The organism is Staphylococcus sp. HMSC13A10, assembly GCF_001808005.1.
GTDB lineage: Bacteria > Bacillota > Bacilli > Staphylococcales > Staphylococcaceae > Staphylococcus > Staphylococcus pasteuri.
In genome coordinates this window covers 29594-47530 of the sequence record NZ_KV791875.1, presented here as the reverse complement: position 1 = coordinate 47530, position 17937 = coordinate 29594, and the positions used below count along the sequence as shown (strand labels likewise).

The following is a 17937-nucleotide window of genomic DNA, read 5'->3' as shown; positions in this document are numbered from 1 at the left end:
GAATATTGTTAGATTAATAGTTATTAATTATTTTTAAACGATTTATTTATAGCATGTGACTATAAGTAAATCGTTTTTTAGTATTAGAATTATCAATGAAGTTATTGTATGATTGAAGAAATATAAATATTTAATAGGGGTGAGGAACAATGAATTATTCACCAAAGCAAGGCACTAAATCTCATGGATTACCACATGATCCATTTAAAAGTAGTACAGTACCAAGACCTATAGGATGGATATCAACTGTTTCTAAGGATGGTAAAGATAATTTAGCACCTTATAGTCAATATCAGAATCTAACATGGAACCCGCCAATGGTTATGTTTGCCGCTAATCAATCTGTTTTAGGAGACCACGAACGTAAAGATACAGTGAAAAATGCAGAAGAAACAGGTTGGTTTGTTTGGAATATGGCGACTTATGATTTAAGAGAAGCTGTTAATTTATCATCCAAAGCATTAGCACCCGAAGAAGATGAATTTGAATATGCTGGTGTGACTAAAGAAGAATGTATTGAAGCACCTGGATATAGAGTTAAGGAATCTCCTGTTCATTTTGAATGTGAATATGTTCAAACTATTCGTATACCAACTGGTGACCCGGTATCTACAGTGGATATTGTAATTGGTCGTGTTGCTCAAGTTCATATCGATGATAAAGTGATTACTGAAGATGGAAAGCTAGATATACCTTCAATTCGTCCAATTGCACGTTTAGGATATTATGATTACACTGTTGTAGATAAAGTGTTTGAGATGAAAGCACCACATGCATCTAAAGAAGAATTAGCAGGACTAGAAGGAAGAAATTTCGATAATAAAAATGAAGATTAATATAAATAAAGAAAGCTCCTCAATTCGCTTTGAGGAGCTTTCTTTTATATCTATAGTAAATCTTTATTTGCTTTTTGTAGTTTTGTATATTCATCGTCGATATTAACTTTCGGAGGTTTAACTTCAACTTTTGGATAGATTAAGATTGGTGTTAAACCAATAATGCCATATATTACAAAGGTGAATGTATAACCTAATTCTTCTACAATAGGGCCTGCTAAAACAGAACCAATGACTTGTCCTACTGCTAACATTAAAAATGGAATTCCTATACCAAGAGAAGCGTTTTTAACGAACAATTTAACTCCCCAAACAAGCAATACACCTGTAATAAATATATAACTTGCTCCAAAAAGTAAAGAAGCTAGGAAAGGTACTATCCAAATAAAAGGTGTTAATGCCAGTAGAATAGATGCAGCTGCCATTAAAATGACACCTAAAAAATATGAGAACTTAAGTCCGTATTGATCAATCATTCGACCGGAAATACCGCCTAATACACCAGCTACACCAATAAGTATCCAAAATATAGATAAAGCGATAGGCGAGTAGTGATCAGTATTTTGAACATATGATTTTGAAAAGGTCCAATATGGTGCAGTTGAAATACCTAATATTGTAGATGCAAAGATAATTCTTTTACTGGCACTTATATCTAGAATATTAAGAGAACCTGGATTTATGTTTATGTTGTGTTTTAAAGACGGAATAATAAAGAAGTTCCATACGGTAATTAAAATGGCGATAATCCCATAAATTAAATATACTGAACGCCAATCTATAAAAACTAACATAGCAGTTATTCCAGTAAACACTAAACCTATACTCGTACCTGAATTAATCCATGTGTTAGCTTTACCTTGTTGTTCCCATTTAATCCATAATGAAATAGCATAACCATAAGGTGGAGAGATAAGGCCCGAACTCGCTCCAGCAAATATAACACCTAAAGAAAGCGTCAATGCATTGGAGGCTATGCTAATGGTGATTAAACCTAAAATAACTAATAAGCTAGCTAACATAATCATATATTTAGGACCAGTTTTTGCAGTTCTTAACGTAGCATAGATGATGGTAAAACAATAAGATAAATAAAATAAAGATGATATAATTCCAGCACTTGAAGCGCTTAAATGTAAATCTTTAGAAATATCAGGGAGAAATAGGCCAAAACTAAATCTACCTAAACCATAGATTGTAGCAATCATGGCAATACCTGGAAATACAAGTTTATAGAAATTCATTATATGATCACTCCCTCTTTTATATAGAACGTTCATTCTATTTTAGGTTGAAATTAAAGAGATTGATGAAAACATCAATCTCAAATATTAATTGTATTTGGTTGCTTCATCTATAAATAGATGTGCAATATAACGTGCATGCTTTGTCGCTTCATCTACACCTAATAGTGTTGTCATAGAAGTTGTACCTTCCATAAGTAAAGTATATCTAATCGCTAAATCACGACCATTTTTAAAGTTAGATCGAGTAGCTAAATTTTCAAGAAAGTTTAAAAGACGCTCTTTATGACCACGAGCGATAGATTCTATATTACTATCACTGTCCCTATTATCTTCGATAGCTCTCATAAACATATCTCCAGTATAAGAATAGTCTTCTAACCATTTACAATGTGCATCAACAGCTGAAATAAAAGGTTGATGAGGAGATTGATTAACACCATCTTCTAAATAATGCCAATAACGTGATTCACGTTGTTTAAGGACAGCTTCTACTAATTTTTCTTTTGAATCAAAATGATTATAAAGTGTCATTGTGGCTACATTAGCTTCTTGAATAATTTGTTTGAGACCAACACCATGGAAACCGTGTTGATAAAATAATCGTTCAGCTACTTCTAATAAATCTTGTTTCTTCTTGGACATCTTCATCACTCATTAAAAATAGAATAGTCATTCTAGTTAAAGTTAACACTGTCAATTTTGGTTGTCAAATTGTGTTTGTCTGCTATAACAAGAGGGGATATTGATATCCAAACTATCATATAAAGCTTCTAAAATTTCATCAGCTGAATAACTATAGTCATTTTCAACCCACCGACGAATAATTTCTATTAAACCACTACTATAAAAATCAGCAATTAATTGTGGGAATTTACTATTATTAATTTTATTAGAAAGAGGGTCATTATTGTTTTGTGCTTCTTCAATCATTTTTTCACTACCATATCGAGTGAACAGACGAAATACATCTTCTTGTCTTGAAGCTACTAATAAATTTTTAAAAACGCGTTTGTTACTATCAATAAAATGGATAAACAGTTCGAACGCATCTGTTGAAGCATTATGGCCATCATACTTCACTACTTCTTCTTCCATTAAGAATTCTGTAAGTGGTAGAAGTAGATCATATTTATCTTGAAAATATCGATAAAATGTACTTCTGTTAATTTCGGCTGCTTCACAAATCTTTTGTACAGTAATTTCATCAAAATGATTATGGTGTAACAATTCAAAGGCAGTTTGATTAATATGTTTAATCATGCGTTTTTGTGTTGATGTTGGCATAACTATGACTCCTCAAGTAATAATGTTAATTAATAATAACAATGTTTATTTCGTAATGTATCACGAATAATTTTATCTTACCAAATATAAATGGTTTTTACATAAACTAAACAATTATCTTCAGTTAAATACACAAAAAAGGACTTGAGAATGTCTTCATTCTCAAGTCCTTTACATGATTGTTACTCGGAGTTATTAATTCGTAGCTAAGATTAGTGGTCGATGCCTTCTAACCATTCGTCTACTTTATTGTCGTGGTCATCTACATAATCTTTTGCAACTTGTTCTGGATTTTTTTGGTCTTTGAAGATTTTCTTAGCTAATTGATCTTCATCTTTTTTGCTCCAGTCGTCTGACATGCGTGTTGCAATTGTATACGCAGCTGGATGATTTTCTTTAAATTCTTTGTTAAATACTAAATTGATATGTTGATCTTCTTTACCATAGATTTTATCTGGATCTTTTAACATTTTTACATCTAATTCTTTAGAGAACCAACTTGAATCCATTGCTGTAAATAGGATTGGTTGTTGTTGTTTATAAGCTTTTTGAATCGCTTTAAATTGATCTTGGTCTGAAGATTCTTTAAGACTATAGCCGTCTAAATTATCTTCATCTAATTCACTTTTAGTTTGTTTCATAACGCCATTTCTTGCGTCAGTACCTTGAATGTCTTTATCGAATTTTTTACTGTCTTTAAGATCAGCAATAGAATCGATATCTTGTTCGTATTTTGGTACGGCCAAGCCAACTTTAACGTCATCTACAAAATTTTCTTTGTCATAAACTGATAATTTACTTTTGAATTTATTATAATAGCTTTTATCTGTAGATGGGAAAATACCTGATGCATGGAATGAATCCGGATTTTCAGCTACAGAAGCATATAACGGGCCACTTGCTTGAACAGGTGTTGTTGTTACATCATAACCAGCTTTCTTTAAAACTTCAGCAATGACTAATGTACGTGGTGCAGAGTTATCGCTAGCAACGTAAGGTAATTCGATTTCTTTATTACCAAGTGATGTGTCTTTTTCTTTTGATGAACTTCCGCCACCGTTACCACATGCACTTAGCACAATGGCTAAGGCAATAGTGGCAAATAGGCCTAAAAGTTTTAAACTTCTTGTTTTAAACATTCAGCATTTCCTCCTATTAAAAATTAATATCTATCTCTATCGTTATTACGGTGAGTGTCGTCATGAGATTGTTGATCAGAGTGATGATTATATTGATTATAAACATCGTGATCATTTTCTCTTGCATATAACATTAGAGCATGGAATAACACATCTTGACCATTTGATTTACTTGATAAATCTTTAAATAATTCAGTCGTACGTACTTCATTGCTTTGTTGATTTGATTGAGAACGACGTGCGTACGAAGTGTTATGGTTATCATAATTATTTGGACTATCGTAGTGTCTGTAATCATCATTTCTGCGATTACCAACATATTGTCCATTTCCTTCTTTGTTATATAAAGATTCATAATCTACATCATCATTAGGTTCGTTTGAAGAAAGTCGAGATAAGTGTGATTCACTAGTATATGTTGAATGATCACGGTTGTCGTTATAATGTTGTCCATTTTCATTATGGAAACGACGTTGCTCATCTAAACGATATTGGTTGCTTACACTATTTCTATCTTCTCTTTGACGACGGTCATCGGCATAAGCATTATAATCATCTTCATTATAATGTGCTTGAGAATTAGCTCTATTTGAATCTTGTTCTAATGCTTTACCTTCGATATCTAATTCAGGGAGGATGTTACGCAACCATTTAGGCATGTACCATGAAGCTTTACCGAATAATTTTGTTAATGCTGGAATTAATGTCATTCGTACTACAAATGCATCAAATAAAACACCGAATGCTAGAGAAATACCCATTGATTTAATTGCCATATCATCTTGGAAAACGAAAGCAATAAACACACTGAACATAATCAATGCTGCAGCAACAATAACTGGGCCACTTTCTTTAATACCTACTCTAATAGAGTGGTCGTTATCGCCAGTCTTACTATATTCTTCATGAACACGTGTCATTAAGAATAATTCATAGTCGATAGCTAAACCGAAGAGTAAGCCTATTGTTATAACAGGTAAGAAGGCTAATATTGGTCCAGTGTTTTCGACACCGAATAAGCCACCTAAGAAACCATCTTGCATTACTAAAGTTGTGAAACCTAATGTAGCCATTAATGAAAGTACGAAACCAAGTACTGCTTTTAATGGTACAAGGATTGAACGGAAGACAAATACTAATAATACAAAGGCTAATAATACGATAACGCCTGCAAATACTGGAATAGCGTTGTTAAGTTTTTCTGACATATCAATGTTAATAACACTTTGACCTGTTATTTCAGAATTGAAATCGTATTTTTCTTTAGCATCTTTATTGTAATCACGTAAATCATAAACTAAATCGTTTGTAGATTTAGCGTTAGGACCATCTTCTGGAATAACTTGGATAAGTGCATAATGATTATTATCATTTAATTGTGGTTTTTCCACAGTATCTACATTATCCATGTCTTTAATATCTTTTCTCATGCTGTTTAAATCAGATTCGATAGATTTTTTGCTACCGCCATCTTTAGTGTTAACAAGCATTGCAATTTGTCCATTATAGCCTGCACCAAAGTTATCTGTGATTAAGTTGTAAGCTTTATGTGCTGATGAATCATTAGCTTTAAGACTATCATCTGGGATACCTAATCTCATTCCGGATACAGGTATGATAGCGATAATTAAAATGATTAAACTAATAATAATTGCAATTATAGGTTTACCAACTACGAAATTTGCCCATTTATGATCTTTAGGGTCTTTATTATTTTCTGGTTTGTTTTTAATCTTAATTTGTTTATGGAATACACTAATTAATGCAGGTAATAGTGTTAAGGCTGCTAATACAGCAAATAAAACACTAAGTGCAGAAGAGAATCCCATAACTGCTAAGAAGTCAATACCTACTAATGATAATCCACAGACAGCAATCATTACTGTTAATCCGGCAAAGATAACGGCGCTTCCGGCTGTTCCAACTGCTAAAGCGATGGATTCAACAGGAGGTGTACCTTTTTTCCTAATTTCTTTATATCTAAATAAAATAAATAAGGAGTAGTCGATACCAACTGCCAAACCAATCATTACTGCTAGCGTCAATGTGAAGTTTGGAATGTCAAATACATTAGTTAGTAATGAAATGATTCCCACACTTGAAGCTAAACCGATTAAGGCACTTACAATCGGCATACCTGCAGCGATTAATGAGCCAAATGTAATTAATAAAATAATAAATGCTGTGATGATACCAACAAGTTCTGAATTACCACCAATTTCAGAATTCATTGAGCTTCCAGTTGTTTGTTCTATTTGAACATTGTGGTCATCTTTAACATCTTTCATTTCTCGATTGATAATTTTTTTAGAAGAATCTTGTAATGATGTTTGATTTACAACATAGTTTACTGTTGCAATAGCAGTATCTTTATCATCATTTACTTGATTTGTTTCATATGGATTACTTACATTTTGTACGTAATCATCGTCTTGTTTAATATTATCTAAAGCTTTTTCTATGTCTTTTTTAGTATTTTTATCAGTGATGCCATTCTTTTTATCAGAATGAATCACAATTTTCATCGATGCCTTCTCACTATCTTGATGGAATTCTTTAGACATTTTGTCATTTGTGTCTAATGATTTAAGTCCATTCATAGTGATATCACTATCGAATTTTGGGGAGCTTATCAATAGTGGTGTGATAATTACGCCAAGAATGATAAGCCATGAAATAATGCTTAACCATTTGTGCTCAGCGATAAATTTGCCTAATTTGTATAAAAGTTTTGCCAAGACATTTCCTCCTATTTGTTTTTTTATTAGTAAACTTATGTCGTACATATGAAGTTAAGCTCAATTTAATTGAGTGAAATCTATGGTGTGTAAAAGTTACATTTATCAATTTAACAAGATTCAACTATATGAAACACCATTAATTTTTTTAAGGCGTTGAAAAATGAAACAGATTGCAAAAATTGTTGGAAAATTAATTGATAATGTTAGCTGTAACGTTGTTGTTCTCATTGAATAGGGAATTAATTATAGAGCTTGTTGTACCTTATTCCCTTAATTTATATAAATAATTAGTGAAATAGGATGTTTTTGAATATAACTGTTGAAAATTGGGATAGGGATGTACTTGTTTACCATTATATTTTGAATAAGATCATAAAATATTAAAAAAAGTGGGGAGAATCATTCATTCTCCACCACTTTCAAGATATTTAATATATATTAATGAAATCATAGGGGTAATTAAAAATTATCTACTATTATTGAGCAATTGCTTTTAACGAAACATCAATATTTCCACGTGTTGCTTTAGAATATGGGCAGAATTGATGAGCTTGTTCAACATATTGTTCTGCTTCTTCTTGAGATACATTCTCTAAAGTAACTTGAATGTCTGCAGCTAATTTAAAACCGTTATCCGTAGAATCTTTAACTAATTCAATCGTTATTTCTACTTCAGGATTTGCATCGTTGACTTTGTTACGAGATAGAATTAAAGACAAAGCACTGTTAAAACAAGCACTATATCCTGCAGCGAATAATTGTTCAGGGTTAGTGTCGTTACCGCCTTGACCACCCATTTCTTTAGGCGTCGCTAAATTTTGTACGAAAGTATTGTCCGGGCTAAATACACGACCATCTCGACCACCATTACTAATAATAGTAGTAGAATAAATTGACTCTGCCATCTGAAAAACTCCTTTTAAATTTAATTAAGTTAAATTATATACAAAAACCAATTAATTTAGCTTGGTTGAATTATAAAGCTATATACATAGAAATACAACGTATTTGTTTGATAAAATTTATAAGGATATCAAATACCTTCTATTTAAAATGTAAAGTGTAATTTTATAGGAGTTTGTTATATAATAAAAACAAATTTAAAATTACTAATCGGCTAAAGGAGATTGAAAACATGAAAGATAAACAAACAAATAAAGTCAGCATATGTTTGAAACTATCTTGTTCAGCGCTTTTAATCAGTGGCTCAATGATTGGATATGGTTTTACAAATAATATGAAAGTCCAAGCAAAGGATTCATCATCTTATAGCACACTTGAATCGAAAGAAGAAAGTTTGCAAGGTCAAATCAAAAAAGCTAAACATGACATTAAACAACTCAGCCATTTGAATGAAGAAAAACAGCAAGATTATCTAGAACAATTGGATGACGTGACTGATAATACTAATTTGGACAAAATTATTAAAAATGCTAAGCAAGAAGATACAAAAATAAAAACAATAAAGAAACAGACTGCTAAGAGTACTGAGAATGAAAAATCAAATTCACAAGTAAATCATTCCAGTAATACTGATGATAATAAAGATGTGACAGAGAATTTAGACAAAATGTTAAAGGATTTAGACATTTCATCCTCGAAAGTTGATAATAGTCAACTAAGTGAAGGAGATTCCTATTCCGATAATGATAAAGATGTAACCGAGGAACAAAATCAACAACTTGATAAAACGAATTCAGATGATAAAAAGGGCAATATCATCGATGATTTGGATAAAATCAAACAAGATGCAACAATAAATGGCGAAGAAGATAACAACAATGATCAACTGGAAAAAGTTGAACCATCAAACAATTCTAAGAAAGTACAATCCAATCATAAAGAACAAACGAAGAGTAATTTGCAAAAGCAAAATAATGTTGAAGATAAAGAAAATCAAACATCATCTCAAGTTCAACAATTAATCAAAGATACAAATTCAGAGAGTACTAATAATAAAGCTAAAGATAAAGTGAATGATGTTACTAAAAAGTTAGAAGGCAGCGACAAAATTGATCATGATATTTCTAAAAAATTAGCTGAAAGTCATGCAAATAATGGTCAATATTTGAATAATAAACAAGATGCCTTAAAGCAATTAGAAAATAATGTTAATCAACAAAGTGAATTATCTACTCAAAGTAAAAAGGAATTGAAACGAGATATTCGTCAAACTCAAAATCGTACAAATCAACAACGTGATTTAATACTTGATGAGCTCAATAACTCTAAAGACAAAAATAAATCAGTTAAAGCGATATTAAATAACGTTATGAGCCAAAATGAAGCGAATCAAACACTGAAAAAAATACAAACCAAAGGTCGATCAGATGAACAAATCGCTAATCAAATTGCAAAACAATTTGATAACTTATCCCATACTTCATCAGATAACATTTTAAAATCAATGCTAGACCAGTCTAAAGATAAGCAACAATTGATTAAACAATTACTTTCTACCCGATTAGGTGACAAAGAAGCAGAACGTATCGCCAATCAACTAGCAAATGGAAATTTAAATAATCAACAAATTATAGATCAGTTAAAACAGCAAATTGATAAACAAGGGAACGTCACTGCAGATGATATCTTAAATGACGTATTAAATAATGCTAAAGATAAAAGACAAGCCATTGAAACGATATTAGCCACTCGTATTGAACAAGGAAAAGCCAAAGTGTTGGCAGACATCATTAATCGTATTCAAATCGATAAAGCGAGTACGTTAGACTTAATTAAATCTGCAATTAACGGTAAAGCAAATGACTTACTACAATTACAACATAAAGTTGATAGTGCTAAGAAAGATTTAGATTACATTATATCTCCTATTAAAGATAGACCGAGTATCTTTGATAGAATCAATCAACATTCGAATAATAATAATTCAAGCTTATTGGATCAATTAAATTCAGGACGTAGTTTATTGGATGGAATTGAAGATATACCAACACCTACACCAGAAAAGGGATTGACACTAGGTTCTGGAGATGGTCTGTTAGAAGGGTTATTTAATGATGACGGTAATCTATCATTACCAGAAGCAGGACAAACAATCAAACAACACTGGATGCCAATTTCAATTGTTGTTGCATTATTCGGGGCAAGTCTTATTTGGATAAGCAGACATAAACGAAAACATCATCAACAGTAACATCAAAATAAAAATGGACGAGGCAAATTTAATATTGTCTCGTCCATTTTTTTATAGTTTGAAATTATTTACCAGTAATATAATCAAGTTGTGAAGCGTCACTCGCATCAATTGTTCTATATGAAATGACACCTAATCCTTTAACATTAGATTCTGAGATAATAATTGAACCATCTGAATTAACCTTTTCTACAAAAGCTACATGGCCATATTGTGTGTCTGCACCTAATTGACCAGCTTCAAAAACAACAGCAGTGTGCTTTTTAGGTGTAGATGATACATGGTAGCCTTCTTTTTCTGCACGGTTATTCCAATTATGAGCATCTCCCATATTATTATGGATATATTCATTAAATTGTTTCATACGTTGGTCTACATACCAAGTACATTGACCTTGCGGATAGCCAGCACTACCTTGACTTTCTTCGAATGGTTTGAAACTTGATTGTGACTGATCGTCATTCTTAATAGAATGATTATATTTATCTAAACTTGGCATTTTTTTCTTATCAAAGTCAGTTAAATGATAATGTTTAATAATACTATTTAATTTTTTAGCATAGTTTGGATCAGTGGCATACGTGCGTGATAAGTGTGATGTTGCTGACTGATATGTAGATGCCTTACTTTTCCATGTCGGTTGATAAATTGTTGGATTACCATCGATACCACCTTTAATTAAATTAGCATAATCTTCTAATGAAGCTTTGGTATTAGGGTATTTACGGAATCCAGCTGTTATATTATACATACTATTTGAGCTATCAGCTTCTAATGTGTTAAATGAAACAGATTGACCATGATAATCGCCTTTAATTCCAAATAAATTGAAGTTAGGTTTTTGGGCAAGCGCACTGTTACCTGAGTCAGATTCTAGGATTGCTTGTGCCATCATAACCGAAGCATAAATATCTTCTTTTTGGCCTATTTGATGTGCGTCTTTGGCGATAGATTTTATAAAGTCTCTTGTGTTTTTACTATCTACAACATTGATATCCCCATCTGTTAAATGACCATCTTGTAATGTTGGTAATTGTTGGAATAGACCAGTTGAACGTGTATTAGACTTTTTAAAATCACTTTCAAATGATTGTGCTGGTTTCGTCTTGTGTTTTAATTCGTCAGGTGTTGGTAATTGAGGATTCTTGATATCTTGTTGTGTATCGTCTTTTTGTTGTTCTTCTGAATGATTCTCATCGCGAGTTTCTTTCTTTTTAGAAGATTGATATTGGTTTTGTGTCTTCGTTGCATCTTCACTATATTCATCTAAAATAGAATCAATCGCAGAATCTGAGATACTTTGATTTGATGAATCAGTATTATCGTCATTCTTAGTATTTGATTGACTTGAATGGCTTGTGTTTGAGCTTTGAGATGCATCATCATTTGTTTCTTGTGTTGCATTATCAGAATCATTGTTATCATGATCTGTTTGATCATCATTTGATGTAGTTTGATCGTTTTGATTATTGTCATCTTGTTCTAAATTGTTATTAGATGATGCGTTATCTAAATTGCTTTTACTTTCGTCACTCGTTACATCATCGTTAGTATCTTGATCATCGGAATTTTGATTATCTTTCTCTTCATCGCGAGTTGGTTGTTCATAGTCTGAAATATCAGTGTCAAAATGAAATAGATTTTGAATTAATGTCGTTAAACTAAAACTATTGTCATATTTATCTGGTGACCACAAACGATTGAAATCAGATTGTGAAAAAGATAATCCATCATAAAATTGATTGATAACATTAGTTGGCTGATGGGATTTTTTATAATTATCATCAGTGACAGATGTTTGTGTAGAATGATGTGATGAATGATTCTCTTCTTTTGATTGATTATTTTTAGAATCATGACGTGAAGATTTATTTTTAGCTTCTTTATCACTTTGAGAGGTATCATGATCTTTGTCTTTATCTTCTTCGTCATTATTATCATTTGTTGATGAAGTAACTTGACCACTCTTTTTATCAGCATTACTTTGAGATTGAGTGCGTTGTGAAGATGACGAATGTGTAGGTGTTTGATCATCTTCAGCATGGGCTATGGGTGCTGTTGTTAGAGATGGCACGATTAAAGTAGTTGAAAGTAAATAAATTAAGAATTTGTCTTTAGACATCTATATTAAGCTCCCTTGAAAATTTAAATATTATTGTGCTATATACCTTGAATTTGATATAATTTAATTTATGGCATTTATAGTTGATACATATCAACGAATTATAATAACCTAACAAAATGTATTATACTAACCTTTATAAGAAAAATAAATTGTTTTTAGAAAAATGTAAAATAACATTTGATAAAATGAGTATAAAGACTGTGACAAAATAGGTAGAAAAGTTAATAAATTGTTTTTAGGAGTGTGACAATGAAAAACGCACTGAAACTGTTTAAAACGGATTTAAAGAAAATTGCTAAGACACCGGCAGTTTGGGTGATTTTAGCAGGTTTAGCTATATTACCTTCATTTTATGCTTGGTTTAACTTGTGGGCAATGTGGGATCCGTATGGTAATACTGGACATATTAAAGTGGCAATTGTTAATGAAGATAAAGGTGACAAAGTAAGAGGAAAAGAAATTAACGTCGGTAACAAAATGGTACAAACACTTAAGAAAAATGATAGCTTTGATTGGCAATTTGTAAGTCGAGAAAAAGCTGATCATGAAATAAAAATGGGGAAATACTATGCAGGCATATACATACCAAGTAAGTTTACACACCAAATTACAGGTACTTTAAGAAAGCATCCTGAAAAGGCGGATGTTGATTTCAAAGTTAATCAAAAAATTAATGCTGTAGCTGCAAAACTAACAGATACAGGTTCTTCGATGGTAGTAGAAAAAGCCAATGAACAATTTAACCAAACTGTGACCAAAGCGTTACTTGCAGAAGCAAATAAAGTAGGATTGAAAATTGAAGACGAAGTACCTACAATTAATAAAATTAAAAATGCAGTGTACGCAGCTAATAAATCATTACCAGAAATAAATAAATTTAAAGATAAAATTATCTACTTAAATGACCATCAGGATGACCTTGATCAATATGCGAATCAATTTAGAAATCTTGGTAATTATAAAGGTGATATTTTAGATGCACAAGAAAAACTCAATCAAGTCAATGCATCAATTCCTGCATTAAACGAAAGGGCAAAATTAATTTTAGCTTTAAATAATTATATGCCTAACATTGAACGCGTCTTGAATGTTGCAGCGAATGATGTACCAGCACAATTCCCTAAAATAAATAAAGGGGTATCTATTGCAGGACAAGGTATTGATGAAGCAAACGATCAATTGACTGATGCTAAAGGATTTTTAACTCAAGTTCAAAATAGAGTTGGTGATTACCAAGACGCAGCTGGACGAGCACAAAATGCTAATAATAATGTGAACCAAGACTTACGACAACAAACTAATACAAGTCAACAGAGTGCACATGGTAAACAGCATGATGAAGGACATAGTTATAATTCAAATATTAAAACGAAATCATTGAGTACATCTGGTAATAATGAAAATAGTAATTCTAATGAGTTTGTTACTTCAAATGATGTGAAATCAATGAATACTGCATTGACTGAATCGTTATTATCACTATCCAATATGAGTGATGTACAAGCAAACGCATCACAAAAAGATATGGATGCGCTGAAAAATGTATCTTATGGTATTTTGTCATCAGATAAGCCATCTGAGTTTAAAGAACCATTAGATAATATTAAATCAAGATTAGAAAATGCTACAAAATATAATCAACAATTTATCGATATCTTATCAGAACTTGAGAAAAATGAAGATGTTGATTTGTCTAAAGAAATTAAACAAATTAAATCTGCAAACAATCAATTGAACAAACAATTAAGAACTACAAATCAATTAATCGATGCATTATCAAATGGAAGTTCTGGTAAAGCAGAAGCGGTTAATGTATTAAAAAATATCAAAGATACAAATAGTGCATTAAGTCAATTCCGTACGTATATTAAGAAAGAATTAAATCAAAACTTATTAAACATCTCAAATGACATTACTTCACAATTATCTGAAGGACAACAAACATTATCAAATGTACAATCTAAATTAAATTCAATTAACCAAGTGATCAATTCAGGTCAAAGTATTTTAGATAGCGGCCAAAAACGAATTGAGCGTATTCAAACAGTATTGCCTAGCATTGAACAAGCATATATTAATGCCATGAAAACAGCGCAAGCGTATTTCCCAACTGTGAAAAAAGATGTTGGTAAGGCTGCAGACTTTGTGAGAAATGACTTGCCTGGATTAGAACAACGCTTAGCTAATGCAACACAATCAGTAAATGATAATTTACCATCATTGTTCAGTAGGTATGATAATGCAGTTAATCTACTAGATAAAAATCAACCTAGAGCTAAAGAAGCATTGTCTAACTTAGCTGACTTCTCTGAAAATAAATTACCAGGCGTTGAAAAAGACTTGAAAAAAGCAAATAAAATTTTCAAGCAATTGGATAAAGATGACGCTGTTGATAATTTAATCGATACTCTAAAAAATGATTTGAAAAAACAAGCTGATGTCATTGCTCATCCAATTAATAAAAAGACAACAGATGTCTTCCCAGTTAAAGATTATGGATCAGGAATGACGCCATTCTACACTGCATTATCTATATGGGTAGGTGGGTTATTGATGGTGAGTTTATTATCAGTAGACAATAAACATGAATCATTGAAACCGATACTCACACCACGCGAAATTTTCATGGGCAAAGCAGGCTTTTTCTTCTTATTAGGTATTGTTCAATCATTAATTGTATCTATAGGAGATTTGGTAATATTAAAAGCAGCTGTTGAATCACCATTATTATTCGTAACGATAGCAGTGTTCTGCTCGTTAGTATTTAACTCAATTATCTATACATGTGTATCGTTATTAGGAAATCCAGGTAAAGCAATTGCCATTATTTTCTTAGTATTACAAATTGCAGGCGGTGGCGGAACGTTCCCAATTCAAACAACGCCTAAATTCTTCCAAACGATATCACCGTACTTGCCATTTACTTACGCTATTGACGCTTTACGTGAAACAGTAGGAGGTATTGTGCCTGAAATTTTAATTACAAAAGTGATTATTTTAGCAGCATTTGGATTAGCGTTTATAATTATAGGTGTAGTACTTAAACCGATTACTGATCCTCTAATGAGAAAAGTCTCAGCTAAAGTTGATGAAAGTAATGTAACCGAATAATAACAATTAGATTCTAGCACTTAAGACAGTTAATTAATGTCTTGGTGCTAGAATTTTTTTGTGATTTTCTTAAGAGAAGTTACTTGCACACAAAATCATTTTTAAATAATATTATAATATATTAATATAATTCATTGATATGAAGATAATAAGTGATGATTTTGATGAAATAGTTAGCGCTAAGTGGAAAGATTGAAGTGAGATTTAATTAAAATCAAAACAAAAAAGGATTAGACATTCAGCTCATTGAGCCTGTGTGAGAATGACCTAACCCTATTTCTTATTTTATTCTGATTTGTTCTGTTTATTTGAATTACTACTGTTATTCTGCGATGAGTGATTCGCATTTTGGTTAGTAGTTTGTCCATTGTTAGCTTTAGGAGTTTCTGTACTCGTATTAGATTGATTTTGTTTCTTAGATGCTGATGGTTGTTGTGAACGAGTTGGTTGATTACTACTACGTTGTGAAGATTGTGCAGGTTGTGTTGATTGTTTGGCTTGTGTTGATTGATTTTGAGACGTTTGATTATTATTTTTATTTGATTTTTGAATCGTTTGTTGACTAGCTGAACTATTAGAGCGTGTATTACTTGGTTGTTGAGACGATGAAGGCTCAGTTTGAACAGGCTCCTGCTGTTTAGTAGTTGTTTGTTTTTTATCTTTAGAGTCTTTCTTTTTATCTTTGTCTTCAGTTTGATGATTTGTTTTGTGATGTGATGATTTATTTTGATGAGTTAAAGCTGCGAAAACAGAAAATCCTAATGCTATTACAAGTGCTAAAACGACAATACTTGCTAATATTTTTTTCAAAAGCATATCCTCCATTAACTTCGATGATAATTAATTATATTATAATCAATTTTCTGAATAAGAACATATCATTTAATTATATTTTTAATGAAGAATGTTAATTGACTTCAAATATGATAGGAAAGAAAGTGAAATTTATGGCCGTATTAACTAACGAAGAAAAGGTAAAAATTTTATCAGATATTGTATCTATTCCTACAGTTAATGATAATGAATTAGAGGTAGCGTTGTATTTACAGCAATGTCTTAACAAATATAATATTGAATCTGAAATAGACAGAGTATCAGATAAACGTGCAAATCTTATTGCAACAATTGGCTCAGGAAAGCCAGTAATTGCAGTTTCAGGTCACATGGATGTTGTACATGAAGGAAATCATGAGGAATGGACATCGCCTCCATTTGAGTTAACAGAACGAGATGGCTATTTATACGGTAGAGGTGCTGCCGATATGAAATCAGGACTAGCGGCATTAGTGATAGCAATGATAGAAATTAAAGAAAGTGGCCAATTACCTAAAGGAACAATTAAATTATTAGCAACTGCTGGAGAAGAAATGGAACAAGCCGGATCAGAGCAATTATATCGTAAAGGTTATATGGATGACGTAGATGCACTAGTGATAGCTGAGCCATCATATCCAAGTATTGTATATGCACATAAGGGTTCTATGGATATTAGAATTACATCTAAAGGTCGTTCGAGCCATAGTTCAACACCGTTTATGGGAGAAAATGCGATCACACCACTGATCGAATTTATTCAAAATATTAATAAAGAATATGAAGAAATCACTCAAAATATAAAAGGTACAGCATTAAACTATGGTAATATGGTCGACCAAATGGCTAGTCAGTTACCTAGTTATGTTAGTAAAGAAGAAGTGCAAACTAGAATACAAGGTCTTGTTATGACAAATAGCATCATTAAAGGTGGCACTCAAGTAAATTCAGTTCCAGATTATGCAACTGCTGAATTTAATATTAGAACGATTCCTGAATACAATAATGAAAAAGTTAAAGCTTTATTTGAAAAATATATCAACATGGCAAATGATAAAGGAGCAAAATTAACGCACGACATATATTTAGATTTGGATCCTGTAGTGACTACTGGAGACAATCGTTTGTTTAAATTAGGACATCAGTTAGCGACAAATTACTTCAATCAATCAGAATTAGTGATTACACCAACTGTTGCAGTTACAGACGCATCTAATTTATTAAAAGGTAAAACAGATGCTTTTCCATTTTTAATGATTGGACCAGGAAAAGGACCTCATCAAATCGACGAGTGTGTAAATAAAGCGGATTATTTAAAATTCATAGACTATTATATCCAACTGCTAACTACATATTTAGAAGAATGTTAAAAATTAATTATGTTTACAAGTGTTTTATGTTCATCAACAATTTGAATATTACAAATATGTAATAACAACTGCTTTTAATTGTATGTCTTTGACCGATAGCGTATAATTTAGAAGTCT

At 31.6% G+C, this 17937-nt stretch carries 12 protein-coding genes; 4 read left to right on the top strand and 8 right to left on the bottom strand.

Going from position 1 to position 17937, the window contains the following annotated elements; genetic code table 11:
• Positions 1-149: 149 nt before the first annotated feature.
• Positions 150-836 carry a flavin reductase family protein gene (locus tag HMPREF3125_RS09025; RefSeq protein WP_070453345.1) on the top strand — a complete coding sequence of 229 codons (687 nt, stop codon included), beginning with the start codon at positions 150-152 and terminating at the stop codon, positions 834-836.
• A gap of 50 nt (positions 837-886) precedes the next feature.
• On the opposite strand, the gene HMPREF3125_RS09020 is transcribed toward HMPREF3125_RS09025, so the two are convergent.
• The 6 genes from HMPREF3125_RS09020 to HMPREF3125_RS08995 form a co-directional block, all read right to left on the bottom strand.
• Positions 887-2080, bottom strand: a complete 1194-nt coding sequence (locus HMPREF3125_RS09020) for an MFS transporter (RefSeq protein ID WP_017637254.1) — start codon at positions 2078-2080, stop codon at positions 887-889.
• An 87-nt stretch (positions 2081-2167) separates the two neighbouring features.
• On the bottom strand, positions 2168-2725 hold the full coding sequence (locus HMPREF3125_RS09015) for a TetR/AcrR family transcriptional regulator (protein ID WP_083279985.1): 558 nt from the start codon (positions 2723-2725) through the stop codon (positions 2168-2170).
• Positions 2726-2776: 51 nt separating this feature from the next.
• Positions 2777-3367, bottom strand: a complete 591-nt coding sequence (locus tag HMPREF3125_RS09010) for a TetR/AcrR family transcriptional regulator (protein WP_017637252.1) — start codon at positions 3365-3367, stop codon at positions 2777-2779.
• 212 nt (positions 3368-3579) lie between these two features.
• Positions 3580-4506, bottom strand: coding sequence for a glycine betaine ABC transporter substrate-binding protein (locus HMPREF3125_RS09005; RefSeq protein ID WP_070453339.1), 927 nt, complete (start codon positions 4504-4506; stop codon positions 3580-3582).
• Between the two features lie 23 nt (positions 4507-4529).
• Positions 4530-7244, bottom strand: a complete 2715-nt coding sequence (locus HMPREF3125_RS09000) for an MMPL family transporter (RefSeq protein ID WP_070453336.1) — start codon at positions 7242-7244, stop codon at positions 4530-4532.
• Positions 7245-7723: 479 nt separating this feature from the next.
• Positions 7724-8152 carry an organic hydroperoxide resistance protein gene (locus HMPREF3125_RS08995; RefSeq protein WP_017637249.1) on the bottom strand — a complete coding sequence of 143 codons (429 nt, stop codon included), beginning with the start codon at positions 8150-8152 and terminating at the stop codon, positions 7724-7726.
• 230 nt (positions 8153-8382) lie between these two features.
• Between HMPREF3125_RS08995 and HMPREF3125_RS08990 the strand changes: the two genes are divergently transcribed.
• Positions 8383-10401: a synaptonemal complex protein 1 gene (locus HMPREF3125_RS08990; RefSeq protein ID WP_070453333.1), complete on the top strand. Its 2019-nt coding sequence runs from the start codon at positions 8383-8385 to the stop codon at positions 10399-10401.
• 64 nt (positions 10402-10465) lie between these two features.
• On the opposite strand, the gene HMPREF3125_RS08985 is transcribed toward HMPREF3125_RS08990, so the two are convergent.
• Positions 10466-12523 carry an amidase domain-containing protein gene (locus HMPREF3125_RS08985; protein WP_070453330.1) on the bottom strand — a complete coding sequence of 686 codons (2058 nt, stop codon included), beginning with the start codon at positions 12521-12523 and terminating at the stop codon, positions 10466-10468.
• 252 nt (positions 12524-12775) lie between these two features.
• Here HMPREF3125_RS08985 and HMPREF3125_RS08980 point away from each other — a divergent pair, with 252 nt between their 5' ends.
• Positions 12776-15637, top strand: a complete 2862-nt coding sequence (locus HMPREF3125_RS08980) for a YhgE/Pip domain-containing protein (RefSeq protein WP_070453327.1) — start codon at positions 12776-12778, stop codon at positions 15635-15637.
• Positions 15638-15922: 285 nt separating this feature from the next.
• Here HMPREF3125_RS08980 and HMPREF3125_RS08975 read toward each other — a convergent pair whose 3' ends face one another.
• Positions 15923-16453: a hypothetical protein gene (locus tag HMPREF3125_RS08975; RefSeq protein ID WP_244971514.1), complete on the bottom strand. Its 531-nt coding sequence runs from the start codon at positions 16451-16453 to the stop codon at positions 15923-15925.
• Positions 16454-16584: 131 nt separating this feature from the next.
• On the opposite strand from HMPREF3125_RS08975, the gene HMPREF3125_RS08970 reads away from it, so the two are divergent.
• Positions 16585-17820: an ArgE/DapE family deacylase gene (locus HMPREF3125_RS08970; protein WP_070453323.1), complete on the top strand. Its 1236-nt coding sequence runs from the start codon at positions 16585-16587 to the stop codon at positions 17818-17820.
• Positions 17821-17937: the final 117 nt, after the last annotated feature.